The 26,970-nt window shown below is 66.4% G+C and carries 28 protein-coding genes and 2 pseudogenes; 4 read left to right on the forward strand and 26 right to left on the reverse strand.

What is annotated here, in order from left to right; all coding sequences use genetic code 11:
- Positions 1-284: 284 nt before the first annotated feature.
- The 6 genes from AB0H61_RS26770 to AB0H61_RS26795 all read right to left on the reverse strand — a co-directional run bounded on the left by AB0H61_RS26770 (position 285) and on the right by AB0H61_RS26795 (position 5,904).
- Positions 285-1,796 (reverse strand): YifB family Mg chelatase-like AAA ATPase, encoded by a 1,512-nt coding sequence (locus AB0H61_RS26770; RefSeq protein WP_357309667.1) that lies wholly within the window; start codon positions 1,794-1,796, stop codon positions 285-287.
- Between the two features lie 484 nt (positions 1,797-2,280).
- On the reverse strand, positions 2,281-2,973 hold the full coding sequence (locus AB0H61_RS26775; RefSeq protein ID WP_357309670.1) for a hypothetical protein: 693 nt from the start codon (positions 2,971-2,973) through the stop codon (positions 2,281-2,283).
- Between the two features lie 160 nt (positions 2,974-3,133).
- Positions 3,134-3,766: a hypothetical protein gene (locus AB0H61_RS26780; RefSeq protein ID WP_357309673.1), complete on the reverse strand. Its 633-nt coding sequence runs from the start codon at positions 3,764-3,766 to the stop codon at positions 3,134-3,136.
- A gap of 399 nt (positions 3,767-4,165) precedes the next feature.
- Entirely contained in the window at positions 4,166-4,699 is a 534-nt protein-coding gene (locus AB0H61_RS26785; protein WP_357309676.1) for a hypothetical protein, read from the reverse strand.
- A 188-nt stretch (positions 4,700-4,887) separates the two neighbouring features.
- Positions 4,888-5,274 carry a hypothetical protein gene (locus AB0H61_RS26790; protein WP_357309678.1) on the reverse strand — a complete coding sequence of 129 codons (387 nt, stop codon included), beginning with the start codon at positions 5,272-5,274 and terminating at the stop codon, positions 4,888-4,890.
- A gap of 96 nt (positions 5,275-5,370) precedes the next feature.
- Entirely contained in the window at positions 5,371-5,904 is a 534-nt protein-coding gene (locus tag AB0H61_RS26795) for a hypothetical protein (RefSeq protein ID WP_357309681.1), read from the reverse strand.
- A 225-nt stretch (positions 5,905-6,129) separates the two neighbouring features.
- On the opposite strand from AB0H61_RS26795, the gene AB0H61_RS26800 reads away from it, so the two are divergent.
- The gene (locus tag AB0H61_RS26800) at positions 6,130-6,564 is read left to right on the forward strand and encodes a hypothetical protein (protein WP_357309684.1); all 435 of its coding nucleotides are present in this window, start codon (positions 6,130-6,132) and stop codon (positions 6,562-6,564) included.
- A gap of 459 nt (positions 6,565-7,023) precedes the next feature.
- Here the strand turns inward: AB0H61_RS26800 and AB0H61_RS26805 are convergent, their stop codons facing one another.
- The 7 genes from AB0H61_RS26805 to AB0H61_RS26835 all read right to left on the reverse strand — a co-directional run bounded on the left by AB0H61_RS26805 (position 7,024) and on the right by AB0H61_RS26835 (position 12,133).
- On the reverse strand, positions 7,024-7,590 hold the full coding sequence (locus AB0H61_RS26805) for a Fic family protein (protein ID WP_357309686.1): 567 nt from the start codon (positions 7,588-7,590) through the stop codon (positions 7,024-7,026).
- Positions 7,583-7,807, reverse strand: coding sequence for a hypothetical protein (locus AB0H61_RS26810; protein ID WP_357309689.1), 225 nt, complete (start codon positions 7,805-7,807; stop codon positions 7,583-7,585). The genes AB0H61_RS26805 and AB0H61_RS26810 overlap by 8 nt, the downstream gene beginning before the upstream one ends.
- 613 nt (positions 7,808-8,420) lie before the next feature.
- Positions 8,421-8,966, reverse strand: a complete 546-nt coding sequence (locus tag AB0H61_RS26815; protein WP_357309692.1) for a hypothetical protein — start codon at positions 8,964-8,966, stop codon at positions 8,421-8,423.
- A gap of 193 nt (positions 8,967-9,159) precedes the next feature.
- Positions 9,160-9,837, reverse strand: a complete 678-nt coding sequence (locus tag AB0H61_RS26820; protein WP_357309695.1) for a hypothetical protein — start codon at positions 9,835-9,837, stop codon at positions 9,160-9,162.
- Between the two features lie 30 nt (positions 9,838-9,867).
- Complete coding sequence (locus AB0H61_RS26825) at positions 9,868-10,011, reverse strand: hypothetical protein (protein ID WP_357309698.1); 144 nt, start codon at positions 10,009-10,011, stop codon at positions 9,868-9,870.
- Positions 10,012-11,004: 993 nt separating this feature from the next.
- Complete coding sequence (locus AB0H61_RS26830; protein ID WP_357309700.1) at positions 11,005-11,775, reverse strand: hypothetical protein; 771 nt, start codon at positions 11,773-11,775, stop codon at positions 11,005-11,007.
- A 136-nt stretch (positions 11,776-11,911) separates the two neighbouring features.
- Positions 11,912-12,133 carry a hypothetical protein gene (locus tag AB0H61_RS26835; RefSeq protein ID WP_357309702.1) on the reverse strand — a complete coding sequence of 74 codons (222 nt, stop codon included), beginning with the start codon at positions 12,131-12,133 and terminating at the stop codon, positions 11,912-11,914.
- Positions 12,134-12,146: 13 nt separating this feature from the next.
- Between AB0H61_RS26835 and AB0H61_RS26840 the strand changes: the two genes are divergently transcribed.
- Positions 12,147-12,284 carry a hypothetical protein gene (locus AB0H61_RS26840; protein WP_357309705.1) on the forward strand — a complete coding sequence of 46 codons (138 nt, stop codon included), beginning with the start codon at positions 12,147-12,149 and terminating at the stop codon, positions 12,282-12,284.
- 194 nt (positions 12,285-12,478) lie between these two features.
- Here the strand turns inward: AB0H61_RS26840 and AB0H61_RS26845 are convergent, their stop codons facing one another.
- From AB0H61_RS26845 to AB0H61_RS26880, 8 genes are all read right to left on the reverse strand, one after another.
- Positions 12,479-12,727, reverse strand: a complete 249-nt coding sequence (locus AB0H61_RS26845) for a hypothetical protein (protein ID WP_357309708.1) — start codon at positions 12,725-12,727, stop codon at positions 12,479-12,481.
- A 227-nt stretch (positions 12,728-12,954) separates the two neighbouring features.
- Positions 12,955-13,491 (reverse strand): hypothetical protein, encoded by a 537-nt coding sequence (locus tag AB0H61_RS26850; RefSeq protein WP_357309711.1) that lies wholly within the window; start codon positions 13,489-13,491, stop codon positions 12,955-12,957.
- Between the two features lie 464 nt (positions 13,492-13,955).
- Positions 13,956-14,807 carry a Fic family protein gene (locus tag AB0H61_RS26855; RefSeq protein WP_357309713.1) on the reverse strand — a complete coding sequence of 284 codons (852 nt, stop codon included), beginning with the start codon at positions 14,805-14,807 and terminating at the stop codon, positions 13,956-13,958.
- Between the two features lie 240 nt (positions 14,808-15,047).
- Complete coding sequence (locus AB0H61_RS26860) at positions 15,048-15,680, reverse strand: hypothetical protein (protein ID WP_357309716.1); 633 nt, start codon at positions 15,678-15,680, stop codon at positions 15,048-15,050.
- A 343-nt stretch (positions 15,681-16,023) separates the two neighbouring features.
- Positions 16,024-16,989 carry a hypothetical protein gene (locus AB0H61_RS26865; protein ID WP_357309719.1) on the reverse strand — a complete coding sequence of 322 codons (966 nt, stop codon included), beginning with the start codon at positions 16,987-16,989 and terminating at the stop codon, positions 16,024-16,026.
- A gap of 541 nt (positions 16,990-17,530) precedes the next feature.
- Positions 17,531-18,103, reverse strand: a complete 573-nt coding sequence (locus tag AB0H61_RS26870; RefSeq protein WP_357309721.1) for a hypothetical protein — start codon at positions 18,101-18,103, stop codon at positions 17,531-17,533.
- A 101-nt stretch (positions 18,104-18,204) separates the two neighbouring features.
- Positions 18,205-18,777: a hypothetical protein gene (locus AB0H61_RS26875; RefSeq protein ID WP_357309724.1), complete on the reverse strand. Its 573-nt coding sequence runs from the start codon at positions 18,775-18,777 to the stop codon at positions 18,205-18,207.
- Between the two features lie 1,334 nt (positions 18,778-20,111).
- Positions 20,112-20,777: a hypothetical protein gene (locus AB0H61_RS26880; protein WP_357309727.1), complete on the reverse strand. Its 666-nt coding sequence runs from the start codon at positions 20,775-20,777 to the stop codon at positions 20,112-20,114.
- Positions 20,778-20,925: 148 nt separating this feature from the next.
- On the opposite strand from AB0H61_RS26880, the pseudogene AB0H61_RS26885 reads away from it, so the two are divergent.
- Positions 20,926-21,084: pseudogene (locus AB0H61_RS26885) on the forward strand (IS3 family transposase); the annotation flags it as partial.
- A 5-nt stretch (positions 21,085-21,089) separates the two neighbouring features.
- On the opposite strand, the gene AB0H61_RS26890 reads toward AB0H61_RS26885, so the two are convergent.
- The 4 genes from AB0H61_RS26890 to AB0H61_RS26905 all read right to left on the reverse strand — a co-directional run bounded on the left by AB0H61_RS26890 (position 21,090) and on the right by AB0H61_RS26905 (position 24,674).
- Positions 21,090-22,286, reverse strand: coding sequence for an ATP-grasp domain-containing protein (locus AB0H61_RS26890; protein WP_357309730.1), 1,197 nt, complete (start codon positions 22,284-22,286; stop codon positions 21,090-21,092).
- 386 nt (positions 22,287-22,672) lie between these two features.
- Complete coding sequence (locus AB0H61_RS26895) at positions 22,673-23,266, reverse strand: hypothetical protein (protein ID WP_357309732.1); 594 nt, start codon at positions 23,264-23,266, stop codon at positions 22,673-22,675.
- 499 nt (positions 23,267-23,765) lie between these two features.
- Complete coding sequence (locus tag AB0H61_RS26900; RefSeq protein WP_357309735.1) at positions 23,766-24,047, reverse strand: hypothetical protein; 282 nt, start codon at positions 24,045-24,047, stop codon at positions 23,766-23,768.
- 360 nt (positions 24,048-24,407) lie between these two features.
- Positions 24,408-24,674 (reverse strand): hypothetical protein, encoded by a 267-nt coding sequence (locus AB0H61_RS26905; protein WP_357309738.1) that lies wholly within the window; start codon positions 24,672-24,674, stop codon positions 24,408-24,410.
- Between the two features lie 958 nt (positions 24,675-25,632).
- Here AB0H61_RS26905 and AB0H61_RS26910 point away from each other — a divergent pair.
- On the forward strand, positions 25,633-26,829 hold the full coding sequence (locus tag AB0H61_RS26910) for an IS110 family transposase (RefSeq protein ID WP_357309741.1): 1,197 nt from the start codon (positions 25,633-25,635) through the stop codon (positions 26,827-26,829).
- Between the two features lie 36 nt (positions 26,830-26,865).
- Here AB0H61_RS26910 and AB0H61_RS26915 read toward each other — a convergent pair.
- Positions 26,866-26,970 (reverse strand): annotated as a pseudogene (locus AB0H61_RS26915) (IS982 family transposase); the annotation flags it as partial.

Raw genomic sequence — 26,970 nt, forward strand, 5'->3', positions numbered from 1 at the left:
GGTGTTCACGCGGTGATCGCATCGATGACCTACCCGATGCCACACCGTGGCGGGCCCACGTGTCGAGGTCTTCTCTGGTGGCGGTGGTCTGGGGTTGGGTTCGGTGCGCCCCGTGCGTGTAGCTTCGTCAGCAGCGCGGCGACGACCCCGGCCTCGGTGAGGTCACCGACGACGAAATCCATGCTCTGACCGAGCCGCCGCTGCATGTGGCCGACGAAGCCGACAGAGTCACCGGTGAACAGGTCGCTACGGCAGTCCTGATCCGCGGAGGTGCGCGGGGGCACTCAGTGGGTGTGGAGTCGAAGATCCAACGCTCGCGTCATGTCGTCGGTGTCGGGTCGTGTCGCACCACGCAGGTCACACAGGGTCCAGGCGACACGCACGACCTGATCGGCGGCGCGCGCGGATATCTTGCCTGCACGCAGCGCCGACTCGACCACGGCCGCGGCGGCGTGCGATAGCGGAAACTGTTGGCACAGGGCCGGTCCGGGCACTCGAGCGTTGGTGGTGACGCCGATCTCGTGCCAGCGGCGGGCTGCGGCGGCGCGCGCGGCGATCACCCGTTCACGCACGACCGCGGTGGACTCGTTCGCCGTGTCGGTGAGCCCGCCGTCGTGGGGGTCGAGCCGGACTGAGATGTCGATACGATCAGGCACGGGCCCGGCGAGACGGCCGTGGTAGCGACGCAGCGTCGCGGGTGAGCAGATACAGGCGCCGGAGCGGGTCGCGGCGCACGGGCATGGCAGCGCGGACAGGATTACTTGGACCTGGGCGGGGAATCGGACGACCCTGTCGCGGTTGGCGAGGCGAACTTCGCCGTCGTCGAGCACAGTTCGCAGAGCATCCAGTGTCCTGGCGGGCAGTTCGGGGTAGTGGTCGAGGTGCAAGACGCCCAGATGAGCGCGTGGCACGGCGCCGGGGCGACCGGACACGGCAGAACCCAGCAGGCTGTCGACGGAGCTGCTGTGATGGGCTGCGACATAAGGCCGGTGGCAGGTGCGGGGGTCGTGGCGGTCGTTCAGCAGGCCTGCCATCGAGGCAATGGCGGCCACCTCCAGCGACTCGGCTTCGGTTAGCGGCGGTAGCAGACCGGGGAGCCGCTGTCCCAGCATGAGTTTGCCGACCCCGGGTGGGCCGATCAGGCGCAGGCTGTGTCCGCCGACGGCCGCGACTTCCAGCGCCTGGCATGCCTGATGATGGCCAGCCACCTCATCGAGATCTCCGCCACGGCAGTCGGTTTCGAGGATCGCGGGTGCAGCGGCGGCCGGGTGTGAAAGGGGGTGTTGTCCGCGCAGCCAGCCGATCACCGCACGCAGGTTCTCCGCCCCCAACACTTCGATTCGGTCTACGAGCGCGGCCTCGGGCATGCAGGCGTGCGGGACGACGACCGTGGCGAAGCCGGCGTTGCGGGCTGCCAGGACCCCGGGCAGGATTCCGCGGACGGGCCGCAGCCGCCCGTCGATGCTCAATCCAGCGAGCAGGACGGTGCCGGTCAGGCGCGTCGTGGGCACCGAGCCCGAGGCAGCGAGCACCGCCACGGCCATCGCGAGGTCGTTGGCCTCGGGGACCGGTGAGGGTGCCGACGGCAACACGGTGATCAGGACTTTGTCGTCGGGCCAGGCCGAGCCGGAATTGACCAGCGCGGCTCGGACTCTGTCGCGAGAGGTCCGCAGGTCGGACTCGGCTGACCCCGACACGGTGACCGAAGCCAGACCTCGGTTGACCTCGGCCTCGACATCGACCAGGTGCGCGCGGATCCCGAAAGCTCGCGCCGATATCGCCCGTCCCCTGGTCATCGCGCAATACCGGTGAGCGCGAATGCCCGCGTCCGCGTGTGCGTTCCGCGAGACGGCCTCCGCTGGAAAGTACAGAGTAACAACGTTCTTCTCCTTTGTGATTCGGGTCGCCGCCGGTGCCGGGCGGTGTGATATCGGTGGGCTGGGAGGTTGCGGTTCAGGTGGTGGTGCGGATGTGGTCGGGGTGGGGGAACACGCCGATCGGTCGGCCGTAGACACGGATAGTGCTCCTTCTGGCGTTCGAATTCGGTGTGGTCTGCGCCGCACTCGGCCGGGTCCGGGCGGACCGGGCGTGTGCGGCCGCGTTGTCGTGGTGTCCTGGCTGCACCGCGAGCCCGACCCGGCCGGATTCCCCTGTTCGTCGGCGCAGTCGACGATTTGGAGTGGTGTCCTCGAGATCGTCGACCGCCCCGGAGGGGTGGGTGTCCTCGGGCGGTGGTGATGCCGGGTCGGTGCCATGGGCCGATCGTCGTGGCGGATGCGCTCAGGGTGCGGGGTCGGGCAGGACCAGATCATGTGGGCTGGTCTCGACGAGTTCGTCGGCGGGCAGGTCGTAGACGGGTTCGCCGATCCAATCGGCGGGCAGGCCCGGCGTCGAGCTGTGGCCGCGCAACCATCGGGTCAGATCGCCTTCTACGCTGTAGAAGCGGACCTTGGTGGGGTCCTCGAAATACAGGTGCGTGACGCCGTAGCCGTGGACTCGTACGATCCGCATTCCGACGAACTGTGACAGTTGCGCGCATACTTCTGCGATCACCTGCGCCGGGATCGCCTCCAGTGAGGGCCACTCGTGCAACGCACCGGCGAGACCGCTCGGCGGTTCGCCTGCCGCGATGGCGGAGGCGAGCTGGTCTCGGCGGTCCTGGATCAGCATGAAGACGTTCTCGCGTACGGCGTCACGAACGCTCGACGCTGGGATCAGCTCACGCAATCGGTCGAGTTCGGCGGTGCTGAGGGGACCGGGCAGCATGCGCAACAACCCGGGGACCGACAGCAGCATCTGCCTCGACAGCGCGGTCAGCGCGATGTCGATGACATCGGGTAGTTCGGCGACCGGCATCCTCGGTCGGGCGGCCGGAGAGCCGCTGACGACCGTCAGGATCCGGTCGAGCACCGCCGCTACCGGCAGGTTCGCCTGCGAGTCTTGGCCGGTGTCTTCGATAGCGTTGTCGTTCAACGAAATTTTCCTTTCCATGGGCTCGGCCGCGACGGTGATCGAGGAGCATGTTCGTGTGCAGGCGCAGCGACCTCCCGGGGCATGGCGGCGCTCGATCGAAGGAGTTCGCGGACGAAGGTCAGCCGGGCGAGGGCGGCGTTCGTGTGGTTGTCACCGCTGTCTAGATGGCGCCGATGAAGCCCGCGCCCGCCGAGCGGGCCTGCCGGTGACGTTCTCGCCGTTGGATCGCTGCCGAGCGGGTCCGCGTCAGCCAGTCCTGGCGCAGCGCGCTGTGCCAGTCCCCTCGCGCGGTCGCGAGGTCGTAGTAGCCCCAGCAGCTGGCGACCTCGCCGTCCGGGCCGGTCAGAATCCAGCCGAAGACTTCACCGTCGGCCCATCTCACGTACTCACGCGCTTCGGCGTCGGCGTCTGCGCGAGCGTGCGCGAGCGCGAAATAGGCTCGACTGCCGACACTTCCGGTGAACAATCGCAACGGCGACGCTGAGATGGCGTGCCACACCGCGTAGGCCCGCTCCACCCTGTCGCTGTCGTCTCGACCGTAGGTCTCGAAGAACCGTGACACCGCGCGCACCGCGTGTTCCTTCGCTTCCGGAGGGACACAGGACACCTCCGGGATCACGCGGGCGTCGATTTCGTCGAGCGGCCATCCCTCTCGGGGACTGTGCCCCTGCACGGTCAGCAGGGACCGGTGCCCGCGGTCCTCGCGCGGATTCGACGCGCATTGGTCGGCGTGGTATGTGATGCGGTATTCGTCGTGGCCGAGGGTGATCTGCTCGCCGTCTAAAGCTGTCACGGCTGACTCTCGGCGATGTCGGCGACGCGCTGACGGGCATGCCCGCACATTCCGGGCAGGCCGGGGCCTGGGTCGTCGGGGTCGCTGCTCCGGGGTGAACAGCAGATGTGAGAGGGGTGTTCGAGCATCGAGGGCTCCTCGTCAGATGTGCCCGTGAACCGGTCGCGGGCGGTGAAGGTAGTTGCAGGGCCCGTTGAGTGGGCAACGACGCACTCTCAGCGCGAGGGTGTTGTCCATGTCGACGGACGTCCTCGCAGTCGGCTCGAGATCGGGCCGCGCTGTCGACGGTCGGGGGGAGGCTGAGACTGTGGTGAGGTCGTGATGCTCGCGCAGCCCCAGGCGCGGAAGTCTCGGCGCAGCACGCCGTGGACGACGCGCTGCGCGCCAGGGCAGAGTTCGTCAGTCCGTTTTCGGCGGTGCGGATCTGTCGGCGGGGTGGTTTCGTATGAGCCAGAATCCCTCGGAGCAGTCGTCGTGATGGGCGCGCCCGACGTTCCAGCCTTCGAGCCGAGCGAGTCGGTGCCATGGCCAGTGCTGGTGCGGGCTGTCCCAACCGGCGGCGACGTCGGTCACGATCCACGGAGTCAGCCGGGCTTCGGTGGCGAATCCTGTCCCGACGGTTCGGCATTCGAGACGAACCAGCACCCGGTCGGCGTCGATGTCGAGCATGCTCACCTTCTCGGTGAGTACGGGGCAATTGAGGCAGTCCGGTCGTTCGCCTTCGCTGTAGGGGGCACGAGGGCACGGATCGTAAGGTCCCCACGCCGAGAATCGGGAGCCGCGCCTGATATCGACGAGCGCTGGATAGGTGTGCGGACGCAGCGCGCACTGGGAGGCCGGAGCCCCGTAGTGCGCGCCGAGGGAGATCCGGTTCCAGCCCCTGCCGTCGGGTCCACGCGGGTTGGGGCGGGGAGCGGGTAGGTAGATCGACATCGCCGGGTCACACCCCTTTTCCTCACTGCATCGTGCGCCGGGCGCGGGGCCTCTAGCCGAGTCGTATCCAGCGGTCGGCACGCCGATCAGCACAACCCGACTGTGCTGTCCAGGAACGTAATTCGTCGATCGGACTCGACTGTGCCGAACCTCTCTTGCTCGCCTGCGGCCGGGCACAGTCCGGGTGATCAATCGGTGCCCTCGAAGCCGGCGACAATCTCTGCGATGGCTTCCGGGATGGCAGAGTTCGGGATTTGGTCGTCGAGGCGGTCCATCTCGGCAGCGGTGAGCGGTCTACCCGCCCAGCTCTCGGCCTGCGATTTCGTGATCAGCTGCCACTCGGGAACCGATCCGAATGCTCCGCTGCCCATGACCTCTTCGATCCAGGCGGCCGGGTTGGCGTGCGACAGCACTTCCTCCCACAGACCGATGGCCTGGTTCTTCAGTTCTCTGACGTTTTTGGCCCTGAGATCCATCGAGGCGGCCAAGGACGTCATCACCTCATCGGTGAACGCACCGGCCGCCTCCAACTCGGCGATGAGGCGCGCGAACTGCACAGTGTTGTTGGTCCACATAGGTTTCCTAATCGTCGTTTCCCGCCCGGCGCGAGGGTTACGTCCGACGGAGTTGGTCTGTCACGGGCTCGGGCTGCGTTGATTCCTCGGAGGTGGTCAGAAGCCGAGCAGTGTCTTGGCGATGATGAGCTGATCCAGTGCTTCCGGAGTGCGGCCCTGGACTGCGGGGGCGGCGCTGTCGCGGACCTTGCGCAGCCGCAGGAAGCGGACGCCTTCGAGTTTGATTCCGACCGCGGGCGCTCTGGTCTCGGTGCCGGGATCTTCGATCACCTCGTAGTCGGCGATGTCGATCCATGCCTCGTACCAGGCTTCGGCAGGTCGGCCGTCGTTGGGCGGGTCGCGAGGGTCGGTCTCGCGGGGCCGCCAGAAACGGCACTCGCAGTCCGGGTCGTCGCAGCGCGCGAACCGTACGCTCGGGTTGGCGTGATAGTGGCGCTGTTGACTGCTCAGCATGGGACAGGCGCGGCGGGCATAGTGCCCGCATTCGGGGTGGCTGCCCGGTTCCTTGGTCAGCCCGTGCAGGTAGTCGGCCGAGCGGATGAACAGTACAACCCGGTCGGTGAGTGGTTGCGCGCAGATCTGGCACCGTTTGCCCCACAGGATCCGATGGGCGCGCCGGGGGTCCAGCATTCCCCATACCGGTCGTGCGGTGTCGCGATGGGACAGGGTGATGTGAGGGACGACCAGACCGCGTGCTCGCGGCGCGTGGGACAGGCGGGCTGGGACCGCGACTCGGTCCGAGTCCGACGGTGGCATGGGGTTCATGTGTTGCCTCGAATCTGAATGCGGACAGGGAGGAATTGGCCGGATCAGGGGAGTGGGTGAGCCATCGCGGTCTTCTGGCTGGCTCGGCGCGTGAGATCGGCGCGCGCCGTCACCGCACTGCGCGGGGTCGCGGCCGTGCGTCGATCGGGCGGGCGCGACTGGGATCAGGCGAGTTATTCGGCGATGTCGGCGGTCCGAGGGCGGTGGCTTCGCCGAACCGCGGCCGCAGCGCCATCCCGCGAGCAATCCGCTGCCTCGGTAGTGGAGTTCTTCGATGAGGTCGGCGTCCTCGGATTCCTGGGGCGCGAAAGCCTGTATCCCACCGGCGAATCCGATGGTCGTCAGCGCGATGTCGTCGGCGAGGCCGGCTCGTGGCGCAGGGTGCGCCGGACCGCGGCGAGATCGTTGCCGCCAACCCGCGCTGTGGCGATCGGGAAGAAGTCGACGGTGTGCTCGGGCGCGATCGTCGCGGCCACCGAAGCCGCGCCGCCCTCACTGCAGTCGGATGTGGTCCCCTTCCAATAGGAGGGCGCGACGGCTATACCAGGTCGTCGGAGTGCACTGGTGGAGTTCGGTCAGGCTGAGGGGCCGGAAAAGTGGCGGGCCGTGGCCGTGATATCGGCGGGCACGTCACGGGAGATCTGTGGCGACGGCGCGCGGAACAGGTCGTCACAGATCGGCGCTGGGTCCTTCGTCGCGGTGTGGCCCGGTGGACGGATCGGACGGTGGGGTGGTGGATTCCGAGTCGGTCACGCCGGGACCGGTCCCGGTCGGCGTGGCATCGGTGATGCCGGCTGCCTGGATCGCGGCGCCGATCGCGGCACCTTCAGCGCTGTCGAGACGGTGGATGTCGGAGCTGCGGCGGTGATCGCGTGCGGTGCCGGGTCGGTCGAGGTCGATGATGTTGGTGCGTGGGCTGGTGATCGCCGAGATCGCTCGGGTGAGCAGGCCCGGATCCTGTGGTGGGTGGTATTCGGCGGGGCGCTAGTCATCCAGGGCTGTGACCAGAGCCCTGGGCTGGATGCGGGTGTAGTCCAGCCGCCATCGTGCAGGCTCGGTGAACCGGTCGAGGAAGATGCGGGTCGCGCGCCCGTTTCCTTCGCGGAACGGGTGGATCCAGTTCAGATGCATGTACAGCCAGGCGGTGTCGGCGACGAACTGCTCGCGGTCCAGGCTCGGCCAGTCGATGGTGCTGGCGTGGTCGAACACTGCAGGAATATAGATGTCGAAGTCTTCTGGATGCAGGAAGTCCTTGTCGCGCTTCACCATTCCTACGGTGCGTAGCTGTCCGGCCCAGGGGTAGATGTCGGCGAACAAGTGACCGTGGATGGCCTGCCACTCGGCGAGGTCACCGGTGCGGGGGATGTGTTTGCGCCCGAGTTGTAGGTCCAGGGCGCGTTTGGTGGTGTCGGCGTACTCACGCGCACGTAGCTCGGCTTCATCATGCAGGCCGTAGAGGTTGACCAGCATCGGCGCGCCGGTCCGTGAAGGCCACAGATACGCCTGCCAGCGCTGCTCTTCGAGTTCGTCCGGCGTGCGGGGATCATCCATGCTCGGTGACCGTCCAGCGCGCGGCTCGCCGATCGTATTCGGCTTCGCTGAGCTCGCCGGTGGCATAGCCGAGCGTGTCGGCCACGATCTCGCGGGTCAGCGTCAGACCCTCGAGACGCTGAGAGGCCAGGATTTGCTCGACCGCCTCGCGCACCCGCGGCACTACGCCGCGGAACAAGTCGGCGAATTCGACACTGATGGAAACCGGCTGCGACATCGAGAGCTCCTCGAACAGGTTGTAGGCGAGCGGCTCGTCCGCGCGCGGTGGGGTCTCTTGCGAGTGTGCCGCGTCCTTGAGCGCACGGGCGGGCCCGTGGGTCGCCGCTGCGGTGCTCGGTGGCCGGCTCAGACGTTCGCGTCGGTGGGCGGGAGGTGATGAGGAGCCAATGGCCTGGATTGCTTGGGCCTGCCCGAGAGTTGTGTTGTAGTCGGCGATCTCGTCGTCGTTTCAGTCGTAGACGGGGCGCAGGCTGGTCGGAGACGACGATCTTCCCGGACGTCACCTCGAGTGTGATCTCGGTGGTGATGCCGTCAGGGTCGCCGCAGGCGTCACGCACCTGCACATGATCCTCAACGAGGAGATATTCCAGCCGTTCGGCGCAGACCGCACACCGCAGACCCGTCAGGACAACAGGCTCTTCGCGGTCGGCGAAGACCGCCACCTCGACGCCGTCGCGGTGGGTCCGGTGTTCGTTGTGCCGCAACGGTATTCGTGCTCATGCGGGTTCCTGTTCATGCGCTCGATGCGGTTCAGGAGGTTCGTTGCAATTCGATGGGCGCGTTCTTCGAGGACTTCGCCCGGATGGCCGGCGTGGTGGGACGACCGTGCCTCATGGTGGCGTTCGGTCTTCGGCGAGGCAGCTGATCGCGTCGATGATCAACCGGTCGGCGCGGCGGCGTTCAGCCGGTGACAGGGTCATGGTTCCGGACGGAAGTCGGTCCGTCTCGACGAGAAACCCCGCTTCGACCATCGATCCGTAGAAGTCCTGCCGCCAGGCGGTGAATCCCCACGGACGTTTGCCGTCGAAACCTATCGGGTCCGACCACACAATCACAAGGAGATCGACGAGGCGTTCGGCGACACTGACCACACCGTGCTCGACCTCCATCCTCAACGCGAGGATCTGTTCGGGTGGCGGACCGACGCGATCCACCGCTCGCTGTCCTAATTTGAGCACTGTCGCGGGCAGGTGCTGCTCGCCGATCTCGCGGGAGCCGGCGGTGTCGGTCACGTAGGCGTCGCGGTAGGTGGCCATGACATCGCCTGCCAGGCGGGCGATTTCGCCGTCGCGCAGTTCCACAACGCTGTCGTGTGGCAGGGCCAGCAGATCTGCTACGTCGGTGACGCGGTGGCCGGGTTGGATGGTTGTGTCCATCGGCTGAAGCCTGTTCGTGTCGGCGGTGTCGGTGTCTGGAGCCGGCGGTCGAGTAGCGAGCGCCCGCTTCCTGATGTCCCACAACGGTTTCGGGGCGCTCGCGCGGGCCGAGCAGGACGGTCTCGAGACGTTGCCCTATGGGTTGTCTATATTCGCGGGCGCGGACTCGTCGGCGAATTCCGGCGCGACATGATCAGAGCGTCAGGTGTTTCGGGTAGGACGCTGCGCGGGTGGAGGCGATGACGGTGCAGGTGCGTTCGGCACGGGATCGCCCGACCCGAAGTGCGTATTTGTGGTTTCCAGGGTGATGCAGGCGCTGTACCCCGCAGGCGATGAGCGCGTCGTCGAGCCAGCTGCGCCAGTCCACTCTGTCCGGATCGGGGTGTGGTGGTGGTGCGCCGCGGGCAATGAGGCGAGCGACGACCCCGTCGGCGCCGACCTCGCGGCCGAGGATCTTCGTCAGTGCGCGGCGGCTGATCTCGATGCCGTCGGGGAAGTAGAGTCTGCGAGTGGGGCGGCTGCGGCCGAGGTAGACCATGTTCAGTGCCTGGTAGACCGACCCGACATGCCCGCGTTTGACCAGCAGCCGACTGCCGTCGGCCTGTGACTGCCAGAACTGGCTCGGGTCGGAGAACGTGGTGACGCCGCGGATGCCGTGTTCGGCGGCTATGCGCAGGGCGCGAGAGGTGAACCAGCTCTCGGCGTTGGCGGGGATCCGGTCCAGTAGCACCAGGCGGTTGAGTTCGAGCGCTTCGTGGTAGGGGATGAGGGTGGGGAAGGCGTTGGTCAGGGTCGCGGCGCGCGCGCCGTTGCCGAGGGTCAGCACGCCCACGAGTTCGGCTTCCTCGTTGTTCGGGGCGTGTTCGATCAACCCGAACCCGTACCGCGCCTGCGGGAATGATTACGAGTAATGATGCTGGACGACAAAGTGTTTCGCCGCCGTGAGGCCGATCTGTTCGACGGTGTAGAGGGAGATGTCGAGAGGTTCGCCGGCGACACGGTAAGAGCCGCGTGTCTCGCGCCAGCGTTGGGTCTGTGTGCTCATCGCCCGGGTCATCACTGGGGCGCGTGGGTTTCGGGTGCCTGCTCGGCGGTGCGCCCGGGGTGTTCGGTCGGCGGCGACTGTGCTGGTCCTCGTGCGGTGTGTGTAGAGCAGAGCTGTCGCGGGGTGTGGTCGTGTGGACGGCTTCGAGGGTGTCGGCGCGGGGACCGGTGCCGGGGTGGTCGCGGTGCCGGAGGTCGATGACGGGGACGAGTCCGCGACAGGTGACGAGGCTCGGGCCGGCGCGCTGGACCGCCACGCCCGCTGCGTCGGTCACGGTGACCGGCGGCGTGCAAAGGATGTGGGTTCATGCTTCGATGCCCTTCGATGGGGAGGATGTATGCGCGCTGGGGCGCTGGGTGGATGGTCGGGCGCGGTGTCGGCGGACCCGATGCCTGCCAGATTCCGATCGCACCCGTGAGGAGACCGCGTCGGGTCCGCACGTGAAATACGCTGCGCTGTAGTGGATTCGGCGCGGCGGAGGCGGGCCTTCGGTCAGCCGTGAACGACGTTGACCGGGAACAGGCAGGTACCCGCTACCTGGAATCCAGTCCAACCGCCAATGCTGGCCGTTCCAGTCCGGCTCCAGCGCTTTCCAACTCGCGACGGTCTCGGGAACAGAGTGCTGGCAGGACCGGCGTCCTCGTGGTTACCGGCGGAGTGGTACTCGTGCGAGGTGATCACCTTCACGGCCATGACGAAATCCTCTTGGTCGGAACGGGATGATCCGTGCGTGGAACTCGTGCGGAGGAGGCGCGCGCGACCTCGTGCATCGGGCCCGTCTGTGAATGCCACGGATTCTGGTGTGTTGCGACTCAGACTCCGTCGAGGTCGTGGCCTGCGGCGGCGGCCAGGAAGCGAGATGCGGTCGTCCCAGGCAGCGGTCGAAGGCGCAATGGGAAGGGTGCGGAACTGTCAACCGGTCGGCGACAGGCCCGGATGTCACGGGCACACCGCGGGGCGAGGCAGTGCCGTGCGGGCCCGCGCTTTCGCGTCTCAGCTGCGCTGGTCCGGGTCCGCTTGCGCGCGGAAGTGGGGAGTGGGCAGGGCGGGCAGGCGCGATGGATCCGCCTGCGCTGCGAGGCTCGGGGTGGATTCGAGTTCGTTGTCGGCGTCGGGATAGGTGGTGGGAGTGTGGAGTTGGACGATCGCGGGCCCGACTGGGGCGGTGACCACGAAGGTCGGCGGTCGCCCCGCCTGTAGCCAGGCCGTGACGACGTCCTGCACGTCGACGATGAACTCGACGAAGGTTTGGCCGGACAGGTCTTCGCGGGCGCTGATGTGCTGATCGGCGTACTGGCTGGCGTCGATGTGATCGTGTAGGTCGCTGAAACTGCTGACGTCGGCGGGAATGACGCCATCGGCGATGTCTTGCAGGATTTCTCGGCAGATCTCGGCGACGATATCGACGTCGAAGACGGTATTGACTCCGGTCGCCGACGGCGGGGTGATGTCGCCGGGCATCCAGCGTCCGTCCTCCAGACCGGAGACGACCACCGCCGGACGGCGGTGACGGCGCCGCTGGATCCGCCGGATTCCGGTGGCTGATTCGTAGGCGTCGTCGCGGCTGATGGCCGCGACCGTTCGCACGACGCCGGTGGTGGTGTCGCTCCATCGGTAGGCGTAGCGGGCCGGGTAGACGCGGCTGGCGTCTTCGCTGGTGGCGTAGACCATCGCACTCGGCGTGACCAGCGGGCTGTTCACTGCCGGGAGGGAGGGTGATTGCGGCGCGGGCAGGGCGCGACGATAGTCGGGATCTTCGGTCACGGTGGTCCGATCTGATGAGGCACGAGTGAACCGGCCGGGCGCTGGTGCACCCCGTGCGAGCGACGGGTAAGAGGTCCGCAATCGGCGTGCACGAAACGGATTCCGTTGTGCGGTCCGCGCTTTGCTGGGGTTGTGGTCACGCGGTATCGGCGTGGGTGGCGGTGAGCAGGTAGTTGTGGGGACCGGTCGGGAGGAGTTCGTCTCGGCCGATGTCGTCTACGGGGTCGCCGGGCCAGTCGTCGCTGCGGCCGGGCGAGTCGAGGTCGCCGTGCAGCCAGGCGTCGAGTCGTTCGCCGATCTCGAACAAGCGCCCGGTGGCGGGGTGCTCGACGCACAAGCGGGCGGCGTCGTCGGACACGATGCGGATCAGGGTGAGTCCGGGCGCGGCCGCGATCCCGGCCAGCGCGGCCGCGACGGTGGCGGTGGGCAGCGAGGTCAGCGGTGCGGGTCCGAGGCATCCGTGGAATGCGGCCGGATCGCTGAATGCGCGGGCGCTGTCGATGAGTTGACGACGGGTACCCGGTGTTCAATTCGCCTGGGCCAGAATAAGAATGGGCGCGGCTTTGGTGTGGTACGCCGATGTCGAGTTGCGCACCTACAACGGACAGACCGCAGCGACGTTGCGCTGATGGGTCGCCTGGGATGTGATCCGCTTGCCTGCGGTCGTGAGGTCCGGGGGCACCGGAGGCGGTCAGGCGGCCGATTACTCGGCAGAGGGTGCGGCCGCGCGAGCTTCGGCCGCTCGTGCCGCGGCGCGGCGATCGTATTCGGCTTTGTCGATGACCCCGGTCCTGCGGTCGATGAGGTCGGAGACCGTTTCTCGGTCGGGGTCCATGCCGGCGAGTGCGTGGCTGCCGAGAGTCTGGCTGAGATGGTCCTGCTGTTGCGGGGTGAGTTTTTGGTAGAGGTCGGGGAAACGGTCGTGCCAGCGTTGCGAGCGTTGGTCGGTCATGCGGCTCCGGAGGAGTACGGGTACCACGGGGCGTACCGGATGGGTGGGTCGCACTCGAGTGTGCCGCGCGGAGGACTCGCAGACCAACGCAGTGTGGCGCGGCCGTGGTTGAGCGGAGTTCGCCGGCGGCGGTGCGCCCTCGGCGGACCCGACTACGGACACGAGCTGGTTGAGGCCCGTCCGGGTGAGCGGTATCGGAGTGTTCGACGGCGGGGACGGTATGGCGGCTACTGCGGTGGCCTGCTCAGAGTGTGTATCGCGGCGAGCCTGTCACCGGCGTTGTCGCCGCTGGGTGTTGTCTGCGGTGGGCAGGCGAGTTGGGCGCTGCTCCAGCGCTGGGGAGTGTGCCAGGCGGTGAGGATCAGATCGTAGAGGCCGTGCAATGCCGCAATGCCCGCGGCGGGCAGCGAGCCCGGGGCAGTCGACCACGGGTCGGTGACGAGATCGCGCGGTGTCGCGTCGGGCAGATCGGCTCCGGTGCGGGGCGCGCGGCGCCCGACAGACAGCCACAGGTAGGCCGACCCGCCGTAGACGGTGGTGCCGTCGATGGTCAGTGCCGCGGTGTGGGCGGTGTCGCCGGAAGCGGTGTCGGGGATGGTCGGCGCCAACTGCACGCGTAGGAACCACGCGCGAGTGGGTGGGTCCGAGCAGCCATAGCGCAGGCTGATCGAGCCGGTGACGGGCCCAGCGGCCCGGAGCACGGGATCGCCGTCGATGTCGAGCAGGGTTGTGGTGCTCAAGGTTTGGGGAGCAGAGCGGGTCATGGTGGTGGATGGTCCGTGGCGTCGTCGCGATTTGGTCGTCGCGTACGACGCTACTGCAGCAGGCGAGCTGGCGCTGCCACGACGAGCCGCCTGGCCGCGACGGTAGTCTTCGGCTCGGCCGGTCCGGTTGCCGTGACGCGGTCGCGCACCGCAGGTGGCGCGGCGGCGGCCGGAATCGATTCCGGAACCTGCCCATCGGTGGCTACGCCTCGATCACCGATTCCGCAGCGGGCGGGTGTGGTGGCGACAGCGGCGTGTTTGGTTGAGCGCCGAGAAAGCGCCAGGGCGACAAGACCTCCTGGTGCCTGAATGGCCGCTATTGCCGCGCCGGACGCGGGAATCGGCTGGACACCGGCGCGGCATCAGATCACTCGGCGGCGGATTGGTCATCCGTGGGCCTGGCGAATCTGGTCGGAGTCGTCGATGTCGTCACCTCGTTTCCGGCCCTGGTTCTCGGGCCAGGTTCACAGTCCGCTGTCGAGATCGGGAGCTGTAAGTGGACTGTCGCGCTCGTCGGCATCGGAGCGGTCGGTGCTGAGTGTGGAGCCGATGATCTGCTCTTGGCCCGGGATTGCCGCGCCGATCGTGGCGGCGATGTCCTGTCCGGATGTTCCGGGGTGGCGGGCGTTGTCGATGATCTGCTGAAGATCGAGGGGATTGAGTGGATCGAGGCTCCCGGCGGGGGCGTCGGCGCGGATCGTGATCTCGTTGAACACCGATACCAGCGGCATGTGGTTGGACGGCCACACATAGGTGGTCGGGCGTGAGGCCATCGCCGCGGCGTTCCATCGGTCGGCGTCCACGCGGGAGTAGTCCAGAGCGTAGGGCGCGGAGGCGATCTGTCGATCGAGGAAAAGCCGGGTGGCTCGGCCGTTTCCCTCCCGAAAGGGATGAACCCAGTTCAGCAGCATGTGGAAGCGGGCAGCGTGGTCGATGAACTGGAATCGGGTCAGGCTCGCCCAGTCGAGGTCGCGCACACTGTCGAACACCAGCGGGATGCATTCCTCGAAATGATCCGGATTCAGAAAGTAGTGGCCGTCTCCTTGGGTAAACCGGACTGTGCGGAGTTCACCGGCCCAGGAGTAGACCCCGCCGAGCAGATGACCGTGGAGGGCTTGCCACTCGGTGAGATCACCGGTGGAGGGGATCTTTACTTCGCCGCTCTCGATCTCCCATGCGCGGTCGGTGGTCTCGGCGTACTCGCGGCGCAGCAACTCCTCCACGTTGTGCACGCCGTAGAGATTACGCAGCATCATTTTCCCGGCCCCTGCGTCCGAGGGCCACAGGTAGGAATCCCAGTTGGCGTCCTGGCTCACCGGTATTCACCGCCCACGCCGACTCCCCGAAAAGCAACGGCGCCGAGACCCTGTGTGGATTTGCGTCCTCGCCCGGGCGCCTCGCCGGATCCATGCACGCATGCCGAGTGTGATTAGGTTGAGGGCGGATCGGCCAGGCATTGGCCTGGCCGATTCATCGAATCGGGAATCTTTGGGGCGGTGCAACGGTGCCCCACCCGCCCGGGGTGCCCTGTGCGTGGCTGCGTGGGGGACGGGAAGTCATTTGGTGTCGACCTCGATCGGAGTGCTCGTGAGGGTCGGCAGGGGGAGGGTGGGGTGTTCCGCGGCTGAGAGTTGAGTGTTCTCGCCGGTGCCGAGAAGAGAGCGGCCCAGGGAGTTGCGGGCGTCCTCTTGTGCGGCCAGTTCCCAGCCGGCTTCGTAGTCTTGGCAGATTCGGCGGACTTGGGCTTCGTCGTCGATGAAGTCACCGGATTCAGTCGTAATCGCCTTGGTTACATGTGGGTTGGACAACGGCGCGTGATGCTCATGGCCGCTGTAGTAGGCGTCGCGGCCGACCTGCTGCCAGTTGTGGGTGGAGCTCGCGTCGCTGGGAGGCTTCATGACGGTGGCTTCCCTGGAGGCGGGCTGGTCCGGGCCGGGTTGCTGATAGAGCCAGGTTCTCCCGATTTCGACGATGGCCAAGGGTGTTTGACCTTCGGTTCGGTCGCGCTGGCCGATCATGTCCATGGCCAGCTCGGAGACGATGCGCATCTCGTCGATGCCGCGAACGGTGCCATGTATGAGCAGGACATAGGGACTGAGCAGACTCAGTGCGGCATCCAGAGCGGTGCGACCTGCCTGGTCTTCGGTTGCGATGGTGACTGTGACCTGGCCGCAACGGTAGGACAGCATGGGAGGTACTCCTTTCGAACAGTGTTGGTGAGGTTTTGGTGGCGCGCAGATTCCGGCGCCGAAGCTGTCCGGCACCGTCGGTTGCTGAGCTGTGATGTCCTGTCTAGGCACCCTCGCCGGGTGCTTTTCCTACGTCAGCGCCGGGCAGCCGCAGGTGGGCTTTGCCGCCTTGATGAATCACTACGTGTGCCATTGCCGGGGTGCGTGACCGGCGTGCGCGGTGATCTCTGCCGGGTCCCGAGCTGCGGGCCACGTTGTCGAGCCGGCCCGCGTGCGGGGTCGAGGGACAGCGCACGTCGCCGCGCGCTGGGGCTCCCACTCGATCGCTGAAGTCCTGGCAGCATTACGGAAGGTGACTGTGATGACGTAGGTCGCCGTTGACCGTCAGCCGCAGGAAGAGGGGAACCGTGTCCTGCTTGCTCAGCAGTTGTTCCGGGATCTCTCCGGTATCGACATGAACGGCGACCGTCAGCCGGGCTTCGGTCCAGTAGGTGTAAACCTGGGCTCCGCCGATGACGACGCAGGGCAGGGTCTCAGGTTCGGCCGGGTCGATCGGGATGAAGCTGGCGGCGCGGTTGAGCGCGTCGAAGACGGTGGCTGGCGCGGGGCTGGATGTGGTGACCGTGCAGAGCCGACGTCGTGTCAACCATCTCCGGAAGCCCACTCGATACTTCAACCAGGAACGGTCTCGGAAGACACGGTTCTGGTGGGCCTGGCCGAAGACGTCCACTGCGAGCGACTTTCGCGGCGAGTGGGATGTATTGGACGCGGTTTCCTCTTCGAAAAAGCTGAGTCCACGGCTGATGGCGTCTCGGATGTCATGTCCGTGGCGGTGCGCGAGGTGAGCGAGATCGCCGATGAGATCGCTGACGATCTGGGCGAAGTCCTCGGGATCGAATAGTCGAGCACGAGAGGTTCTCTCGTCACCTCGGCGAACTTGTCCAAGGCTCGGCGCGCAGTAGGCAATGATGTCGCTCGCGGCGACCGAGTCGTATCGCTCCGAGTCCCCGAGAGCGGTGATGACACGGTGGCCGGTGCCGGAATTGTCCATTCGTTGCTCCTGATGGCATGGGCGTGGTGGCCCGTCTCTGGTCGTGGGACTAGTCGGGATGCGGTGGTAGCTGGGGTTCGGATCCACGGCTGTGGGCGTCGGAGTTGATGGGTGCTGCACGGGTTTCCGGCTGGCGCGTCTTGTCCTGCCGCGACCGAACTCAGCGCTGTCGCAAGGTGTCGAATCACCAGCGATCCCGTTGGTTGATATGTGCCAGCCCAGACGGGCGAATTCGACTACATCGACGTCAATGGCCATGGCGTGCTGTGGGTTGACGGTGGTTGATCTCGCTCCCTCGGCGACGCGGCGGCCGCCATTCTGGAGGCAGTGCCCCTTCGGACCCCGTATCGCCTCGGCGACGCGAGATGGGGTGATCGCCGCACTAAAAGACCCGGTCGGGTCGTATCTCGTCGGCATGCCTGGAGGGCCGCCATGAAAGATGGCAGTCGCTAAAGTGTCTCGGAGTTCGGTGCCAGTCCGCTCGTCCAGTCCCGGAGTACGTTCCTGGCGTGGTCCGGCTGTTCGGGGGAGGAAGTCGATGGGTCGAGATCCGGCGCTGTTGGTAGCGCGGTCTTGGTGCGGTGCCGAGTTCGCGGAGTGGCGGTGGTGAGTGTTCTGGCGGATGGCTCAGTGGATGACGTAGTGAGCGAGCGTGCCGAGAGTGCAACCGGCGACGTGCCGGATGTATTTGGTCGGGTTCGCCGAACGGCGGCCGTGTTGCGGGGGATGGCACCGTGCAGCGTCTGAGCGTCGTGGAGCGGTCACAGGGGTGTGTGCGAGATCCCGGCAGCCCCGTCGTTCAAGGCACGGTGGTTTTGGCGAGTGCGTGTAGCTGGTCGGAGACCTCGCGTTCGCCGAGACTGCTCAGCAGTTGAGCGAGTTGATCGCGGATGCCGGCGTTGTTGGTGTCGGAGGCATTACGGGATGCTACGTCGTGCACTAGTTCATCGAGATCCTCTGCGCTGAGGTCGAGTTCGATTGCCAACCGCTCGAGTTTGTCGACAACGCTCTCAACGGCAGGTGGTCGGCGAGGAGTGTTTGTGAGCTCGGTGTGCGCCTGCGCCGCGGTGGTGCCGGGGATGACCGCGATCGTTTCGGCGTTGCCCATGAACCGGTCCGGCGCCCATCCATACGAACCCCTCGGAGAATCGCCGACGAAGTGCCACCTGCGATCTCCAACATCGGTGAAGCACACCGCAACCCAGCCCTCGGGGGTGCGCCGCACCTCACCGATGACACCTGCTGGTGAGGGGCCGAGTCCGTCGGGGCCGCCCGCTCGCTGGCAGGCGTTGCATCGCTGCGTTTCGCCTGCGTTGAGATTCACTCCCGCCTTTTCGGCGCGGTCGTTCTCGCGATGGTCGGCCAAGGTCACGTGCGTGTTCGTGAGGGAACGTACGCGGTGCTGGGCGCCCCACCCGGTGGAGATCCAATCGCCGGGCTTCACCTGGTCCCAGCTGATTGTTGAGGTGCCGCTCACTGGTTGCCCTCACTTTCTCGGCCGATCGATGCCCGTGCACATTCGGTGCACTCCTCGCGGTGGCTGTCTCGCCATTCGGCGGCCGTGGTCGACAAGCCGATTTCGTCGAGCATCGTCGAGATTGCTTCGTCGCCCGCGCAGCCGAAAACCGTGCCGTAACCCTGGTATTCGATGAACGCAGAGGTAACCCGGTCCCACGTTTCCTGCGATGGCACGTCGGTGCGGTAGCCGTTGGCCAGTCGTGCGATCGCGGCCGGCAGGTCGGTTGCACTGCTGCCCGCCTGTTCCGTGAGGATCGATTCGTCGAGCTGCTCTTGGATTTTGCGCATCCACAACGCCGCGCGCAGAAGGTCTTTGAGCTTGTTGCCCATCCAGGTGATCAGGGCGGCGTCGGCCTCACGGCAGATCATGTCGGCCACCGTGGACCCGGGTGGCGCTTCCGATGCTGGGGCGTCAAAAGTCTGGACGCAGGTCCCGCCAATCATGTCGTTCACGACTGCGAACCAAGGGGGCCGGGTTGCCGCTGCGAGAAGTTTTTCGCCTTCTTCGATTTCGTTGTAGGACAGCATGTTTGCGTCGCTCCTTTCAGATCGCGATGTGCGAATGCGGCCGCTGGATGATCCTCACCCGGCGGCCTGATCAGGGAATGGAAGATGTCAAACGGCCAAGACGAGCAGGGTGAGGTCGTGTCGGGATGCCTGCTTCGGTACCGGAGGTCTCACACGCGCAGTGCGAGAAGTACGTCTGGCGGTCCGGCACCCTGTTCGCGTCCACCTCGGCCACCGCTGGGTGAACTGGTCGAATGCGGCGTCCTCCTCGGGTGTCGCGCGCCGCGGGTCGTGCGCTGCCACTTAGGTCTCGCACACCGCGACCATCGTATGGTTCAGCACGATCATTGGGCGTTCTTCTTCGCGCAGGTGCGGGTCGCAGATGTACTGGTCGCTCTTCGGGGTGCGCGAAGCCGATCTCGCCGCGGAATCCGGCCAGACCGGCTTTCCGTACGGCCGCTAGCACCTGCCCGCGGAGCTTCCGCGGCCGAACGTTGGTCGTGGTGGTCACCACGATCCGATCTTGGTTGCCTGAAGGTTTGTGTACTCGGTGATGCCGTCGCCGTTGGTCTCGACGTTCGCGGAGTCGATTCCCACCCCCTTTGGGCGTGTGTCGCGCCGCGCCGCGATTGTCGTTGTCCGACACCGACTTCAGCGCATCACGCTTGAAGGCGCGTTCGTAGATCGGCATGCCGGTACCGCCGAAGGAGGGACGCCGGTGACTTCGCCTCGGCAGTCGTCGTTGGGCCCGCGCAGACACGGCTGGGACGCGTCGAGGCGATGTTGTACCTCGGCCGAGTCGGGCACGACGGATTGGCGGTTGTAGCACCACATCTCACCGGGATTGAGACCCTCGTGTTCCGGGTAGGCCGGCGGATTGCGGTAGCCGGCCAGGTGCCAGTGCGGGCCGAGTTCAGCCGCGAGCTGGCACGCGAATTCGTGGATCTGCATCGGTGTCTGTTAAGCCGGGCCCGCGCCTTTCAGAGTTGTCCGTGATCGCGGTGGAAGCGGTGCTCACCGGTGACCATGGAGGGGGCGGTGGTGTGGGTGATGTCGTGACAGCCGCGGTGGAACCTCTGGGCTGAGGCTCTGGTGAGTCGGTAGGTGCCGGTGTGCGGGTGTGCCAGTTCAGTTCGACTTCGGCGGTGACGCAGGCGGCGGTTCACCGTCCCGCGAAGTATCCGTCGTCACGGATCTGGGACGTCCTGCCGCGAGGGATCGAGCGTCGGCGCCGAGAAAAGGGGGTTGTCGACGAGTTCGGCCGGACCGCCACCGCGCGAGATGTCGGCTCTCGCGCTGGTCGATGGGAAGCGTCGTCGAGATGATCTGGACGGCGGGCTCGACGGCGACGACATTCAGTGTGCTCCGGTAGGTGTATGTGCTGTGCCCGGGTCGTCGGGTGCGGGACTGGAGTTGTCGAGCGCTGACGGTGGGTCGAGGGAACATCCGACGAGGCTGTATCGGCAGTGGCGGGGACAGTTTCGGGGTCCGCCGCGGATGTCGAGTTGCAGGTCCGTGCAGAGGTGGGTGCGGAGCACGGTGATCGCGTTCTGCTTGGCCTGGTCGAGGGGTGGGGCGAGGACGTCGTGGCAGATCGGTTCCACGGGTCCGTCCACAGTGAGGTGGATGTGGCCGTCGGGGTCGCTGACCACGATGCGTGCGAGGAACTCGAATGGCCCGTGATAGTCGTGGATTTCGAGCGCGCGCTGTGCGGGATCAGGTCCGCGGGCGATCCACTCGAGCGCTCGTTGGCCGTCGAATCCTGCCTCGATGTCGACCAGGCCCTGCACTGCCAGTTGAGCGTGTGCGAGGTTGTCGCCGAGATTGATGTCGGACAGTGGTGCGGTGGTGGCCTTGTCGTTCGTTATGGTGGCGTGAAAGCTTCCGGTGTCGTCGCGGACGAGGACACCTCGATATTCGTTGTGGCCCTCATAGACCCAGTTCTCGGCGCACTGCTGATGCCATCGCTGCCGGTCGGGAGTCAATTCGATGAAGCATTCGAGGGGGCAGATCGTGCCCATAGGTTTGCTGCTCCGATCGCGAGGTTGTGGTCGGCGGGGCATGCGGTGATCTGCGGCCGCACGAGGTCGTCAGGGGTGGGCGTGGATCAGGCGAGGCCGACTTCGAGCGTGGTCGGCGATTTGCAGCCTGTTTCGTCTCCGTCACTCAGGGAGCAGTACCATGTCCATTGCGTTCACCGAACGCCTTGCCGAAGTCGGGATCCACCCCTCGGTCGAGGCGGGCTCGTCCTATCACAACGCCCTCGCCGGGACGATCAACGGCCTATTCAAGACCGAACTGATCAAACCCCGGGCGCCGTGGCGCACTATCGATCAGACGCGCGTCGGTGCGGCGTGGCGTGAGAGATCGACGCGGCTGCGACGTGGCCCGCTCCAGACCAGTGACAGGCAGGCGTCAGCAAGAATGTTGACAGCGTCGGGGACCCGCCGGAAGGAGGGAAAGTCGTTGATATCGACGATGATCGGACCGTCGGATCCGAACACGATATCGACGCCGAACAGGTCGAGACCGAAGATCTCACCGACACGGTGAGCGAGGTCGCTGATCTCGGCGCTCAGGCGCACCGGACGTTCGATGTCGGTGCCGGTGGCCAGCGGTGAACTGCATTCGGTGCCGAAGAGTCGGCCGTCGATGCAGTAGACCTTCAGGTCCACGCCGCTGTTGAGGACGTAGGGCTGTCCGAGCAGTAGGGAGTGACCGTTGTGGAGGGTGCGGAGGTTGTCGAGGTCTTCGGGACCGGTGATCAGGTGCACGGCATGTCCGGCGCTGCCGTCGGCCGGTTTGACGACCAGAGGGTAGTGGTGCGCGGGCACCGCCGCGAATGCGTCGGGGGCGGTGGCGGCCCAGGTGGGAGGAACGGGCAGGCCGTGGCGCTCGGCAATCAGGTGGGCGCGGGCCTTGTCACGGACGGCGCGGATGGCGCGCGCGTCGTTGATAGTGGTCAGCCCTGCTTCGGCGCCAGCTTCGAGCAGGCCGAGCCCTGGTCCACCGGAAACGGTTTTCAGGATCCAGGCGTCATGGTTGCCACTGTCGATGAGTTCGGCCAGATCCAGTAGGTGGCCACCAGGGCGCACGATATCGACGTGGTAGCCCTGCTGCTGTAAACGGTGAGCGAGATGCAGAGGGAGGCTGTCGTTTCGGTAGCGCTCCTCGAGCAGTAGACAAAGTCTCACGGTCATGGTGGTGGTCTCCTCAGAAGGTGGATCGGGGCGAGCCAGTTGCGGTGGTGTGGTCCCGCGTTGGCGTGTCTGGGTTTGCTGGTGGGCCAGTTGGGCGTGGCGCAGGCGGTGGGGGCTGTGCCAGCCGGTGAGGATCAGTTCGTAGAGTCCGTGCAATCCCCCAGTGGCCACGCTGGCGAGGGAGGTCGGGGCCGGTGCCCACGGGTCGGTAATGAGGTGGTGAGGTGTCGCGTCGAGCAGGTCGGTGCCGGTGCGGGGTGGGCGGCGGCCGGAGGTGAGCCACAGGTAGGCGAACCCGCTGTAGACGGTGGTGCCGGCGATGGCCAGCACAGCGGTGTGCGCGGTATCTAGGGCTCGGCCGTCGGGGATGATCGGCGCGAACTGAACGCGCAGGAACCCACAGCACGGTGGGCGCACGGCGCGAGCGGTGGCAGTCGTAGCGGAGGCTGATCGAACCGGTCACAGGGCCGTTGGCCCGGAGAACGGGATTGCCCTGAATATCGAAGAGGTTTGTGGTGGTGAGTGTTTGGGAGTCGGAGGGGGTCATGGGTGTGGGGCGGAGGTGGCGGGTAGCGTCGGTGGCCCGCAGAATCGCCGGTCGCCGCGAAGCGGCGCGCGGGACAGCCTGGCTCGATTGCCCTCGATGTGATCAGCGGACCGCGGATGTGCGGCGCCGACTCGTGACAAGTTCCTACGTTGTTGTCCGACAGTAGGTTTCAGGCGTCGATGGTTGGCGCTGCGGTGGGGTGGGCGAGGGCGGCGGAAAGTGCGCGTGCGAGGGTGAGAACGTGGCCGGAGTCGACGTCGAGCTCGACGTGGGCGCCACCACCGGTGTTGACGGTGAATTTTCCGGAAATCGGCCGGTCACCGAGGAGGTAGATCACGTTGTTGTGGATCCGATCGGCGGGCGCGAGAATCTGGGGCAGAACTTCGAGGAGGGCCTCGCGGCGCTGGGTGCGCGCGGCGTCGACGCTCGCGCGCGGGCGGGCGAGTTCGAGCGCGGCTCGGTAGGTCGGCAGTAGGCGAGATTCGATGTCGGCGGCGATCAGTGCCGGATGCCGTGTAGCTCTCACGGTGATGGGGTTTGCTTTTTCCCTGTCATGCAGATGGGTGCCGAGGTCGCCGTAGCATCCGGCGATGATGACGCGGCCGTGCTCACCACTGCGATGGGAGTGGTCGCCGTCGGTCAACGACAGCGATTCGCCGGCAGGGCCACGCAATTGGGCTTCGCGGTCATAGCGATCGCGGTGAGCCGTCCAGCCGTTGCCGAGCTCGGACGCGACGCAGCGGGTGAAATCGAAGATGTCCATGAGGGGTTCGGGTAGCTTCCAGTTCAGATCGGGGGTGATGACTCGGCTGGGGTCGATGCCGGGGGTCGGCCCGCGTAGCGAGCAGTGGCCGGGCGGCCTTGTGTCCGATGCGCGAGCGGGGCGGTGGCTCTGACCAGCGAGCCGGTCGGCGACCGCCCCAACCGAGACAACATCACCTGGCACAAACCCACGGCGGCTGGGACGTTGTGCAGGGCCGCGCGGACTACGGTCGGCCACGCCAGTTGGCGTGGCCGAGGAGGTGCTGTGGTCGCGATGGCCTCTATTGGTGGTGGGTGAACGGCGGCTCAGGTCGGGTCTGCACCCGCCTGAGCCGTGTCAGTCGTGCTGTGGGGCCGGACCCGGATCACCGGGTTGGCGAAGTCGGCGCCGGGGTCGGCGAACATCGCCGTGACGTCGACATTCCGGGTGGGTCGATGCGTGCGATCTCCAAAGGCGACGCTGCGCGGTCGTCGCCAGCGTCGATGTGGGCCAGCAGGAGTCAGGCGGTGCGCGTGGGTGGACCGGCGGTGCGGACGGCGACGGTGTAGGTGTCGGTTTCGACGGTGAGGATGAGCCATCCCTGGTGGGCGGCGAACTCGCGGATCAGGTTGATCAGCGTTTCGCCGCTCTCCTCTGGCTCGGCCAGGTCGAGGTATTCGGAGAAGTCGTCACCTCCGACCGGGGTGGCGCCGAGGCCAGTGTGGGAATCGCGCCAGCCGAGGGCGTAGCTGACCAGGGCGTGACCGTCGCGTTGTGGGTCGGGTTGGCGGGGAATGCCCATTGCTGCGCAGGTAGGTGCCATCGTCCTTGGCCCATATCAGCGACGGCACGGCGGGTGCGTCGATCGGCTCGGTGTACGGGGAGCGGGAATACTCGGTCGCGGACATCGCGTGCTCGGCGATCGGCAGCACTTCGGCCAGCGGGAACCACAGATCGATCGAGGACATCGCGAGTTCTCCTAATCAGTTAGTAGGGACAGGGTTCCGGTCGTGTTGGCCGGGATCGTGTTACTGGGATTGGTCTGTCGTCGGGTGACACCTCTTGTTTCCCGGCGCTCGACGTCTTATGAAAGAACGGCGCGCCTGACGGCAGACCAGCGTGTGCGGTGGTGGGATTCCGTTGCTCGAGCCCGCCGCAGGGGTCACTTCTTCGATGTCTTCGCGAGCCTTCGAGTCCCACCGCCGCCGATGGAGCGGGTTCGAGCGCCGGGGAAGCCTCGCCAGGCCGGGTCCGACAACTGTTCACGGCGGGCGGTCTCCTCGCCGGTTTCGGGATAGCCGTGTTCGACAGTGAGGTGGCGCTCACCGTGCGTCACGGCGTGGGCTTCGCGCAGCAGCGCGGCCTCGGCGTACCGCGGGAGGAACCCGTCGGCAGGCGTCGGGGGCTGATCGCGGTCGGGGGAGGTCATAGACGGTCACCTGGATCCCGCGCTGGCACAGATGAGTGTGAATGAGTGGTTCGATCCTGTCCCAGGTGTCGCCGACCAGGCCGCATCCAATGCGGGGCAGATGAACCGAGGCCTCGGCGCTGGCGGCGTGATGGGCGACCGTGGCCAGGCACTGTGCGAGGACATCGTATCGGATCTGAGCAGGTCCGGTGCGACGAGCGGTGGCGATGCTGTGTTGGCCGATCATGTTGGCCACGTAAAGGTTCCGCTCGACCTGGACAAGTTGGACAGCACCGAGCGCGAAATCGGTGGACTACGTTGGCGGTACCAGGTGCGATAGGCGAGTTCGGGCTGGGGCCAGCGACGGCTGATGGCCAGCACGAAACCTCTTCCCTAGCGTCCGGCGTCGTTGCTGATATGGGCGATATACACGCGACCGTCGGTCTGAGGCGCTGTCGCGTCGCCGATCGTGTATTGGATCACTATTGTTGCCATCGAATCCTCTTGTGGCTGTGGATAAGTCGGGGCACCGACAGCATCGCGTCGTCGTGGATGCCGATTGTCGAGAGAAGCCATGTACGCGGCGATTTCCGCGGTTGTCGGAGACCTCGGATCAGCACATCAGGGCGCTGCCGCGCGAAGGTGGCGCTGAGCGCCCTCTCAAGTGAAGTTGGCGGGAATGCGGGCATTGAGGTTCGTAGTGAGAGTGGGCTGGATGAGCTAGACGAGTGATTCCTAACGTCAGTGGTCCCTACCTTGTTCATCGGGTACCTCGGGTCAGTCGTAGGGTCTTGGGTTCCCAGGGATGTCGGGTGTGGCTTTCAGTGGTCTGCTGTTGATGAAGCTCTCTATGATTGGCCGCCCGGCATCTCCTCGACGACTCGGCTGCTGATTGAGAATTGCGAACTCGTCGCTGCGTAGGGACTGGCCAGCGAAGTCGTCTGCGGGACAACATGTTCGGTGAACAGAGGAGGCAACGTTGGAACGTGCTTGGGCCGGGGTGGACATCGGCAAAGAGCACCATCACGCCGTGGTCATCGACGCCGACGGTGCCCGGCTGCTGTCGCGGCGAGTCCGCAACGACGAGACCGCACTGCTGGAGTTGATCGGGCAGGTCGCCGAGCTTGCCGACGAGGTGGACTGGGCGGTGGACCTGGTCACCAGCGAATCGGCGTTGCTGCTGACCCTGTTGTCCGCGCATCAGCAGCGGGTGTTCTATATCAGCGGAAGCCAGGTCAACAGCGCCGCCAGCGGTTACCGCGGCGCGGGCAAGACCGACGCCAAGGATGCCGCGATCATTGCCGACCAGGCCCGTATGCGGCGCGATTTGACCCCGCTGCGTATCGATGACGAGCTGATCGTCGAGCTGCGGATGCTCCTGGCCCGCCGTCGTGATCTTGCCGGTGATCGCGTCCGGCTGGTGAACCGCCTGCATCAGCAGCTGCTGGGTATCAGCCCGGCCCTGGAACGCGCCCTGGACCTGACCACCAAGGGGCCGCTGGTGCTGCTCACCGGCTACCAGACTCCTGAGGCGTTGCGGCGCGCCGGTGTCGCCGAGATCGAATCCTGGCTTCGGTCGCAGAAAGTCAAAAACGCTGCCGCGCTTGCGGTCAAGGCCGTCACGGCGGCCAGCGCTCAGCAGACCACACTGCCCGGGCAGCGGCTGGCCGCCGAACTGGTCGCCGAGATGGCGAAGGGAGTGATCACCCTCGACGAGCAGCTCAAGCACACCGACAAGCTCATCGAGGGCCGATTTCGCCGGCATCGGACCGCAGAGATCTTGCTGAGCATGCCTGGCATCGGTGTCCTGCTCGGCGCCGAATTCCTCGCCGCCACCGGCGGAGACATAACCGCGTTCGCCTCCGCCGATCACCTCGCCGGCTACGGCGGTGTTGCGCCGGTACCCCGCGATTCGGGACGAGTCTCGGGCAACCTGCACCGGCCCCGGCGATACCATCGCGGGCTGCAGCACGCCCTCTACACCTCGGCGCTGATCAGCATCCGATGCAACGAGCGATCGCGAATCTTCTACGACCGCAAGAGATCCGAAGGAAAACGGCATACCCAAGCCGTCCTCGCCCTCGCCCGCCGACGAGTCAACGTCTTGTGGGCGCTGCTGCGTGATAACCGCTGCTACACACCATCTCCACCCGAACCGGTCCTTGCAGCTGCCTGAAACAGCACGCCGAACCCGAACCATGGCTTGACAAGTCTATTGAGAATCGTAGGCGGTTAGTGATCGGCTTGTTGGGGCGCTGATGGCGTGGTTGTGCCAGATCGCGGCGGCCAGGGCGAGCAGGCGCTGGGCGGTTCGGGC

It is taken from the genome of Nocardia sp. NPDC050710 (assembly GCF_040654375.1).
Classification (GTDB): domain Bacteria; phylum Actinomycetota; class Actinomycetes; order Mycobacteriales; family Mycobacteriaceae; genus Nocardia.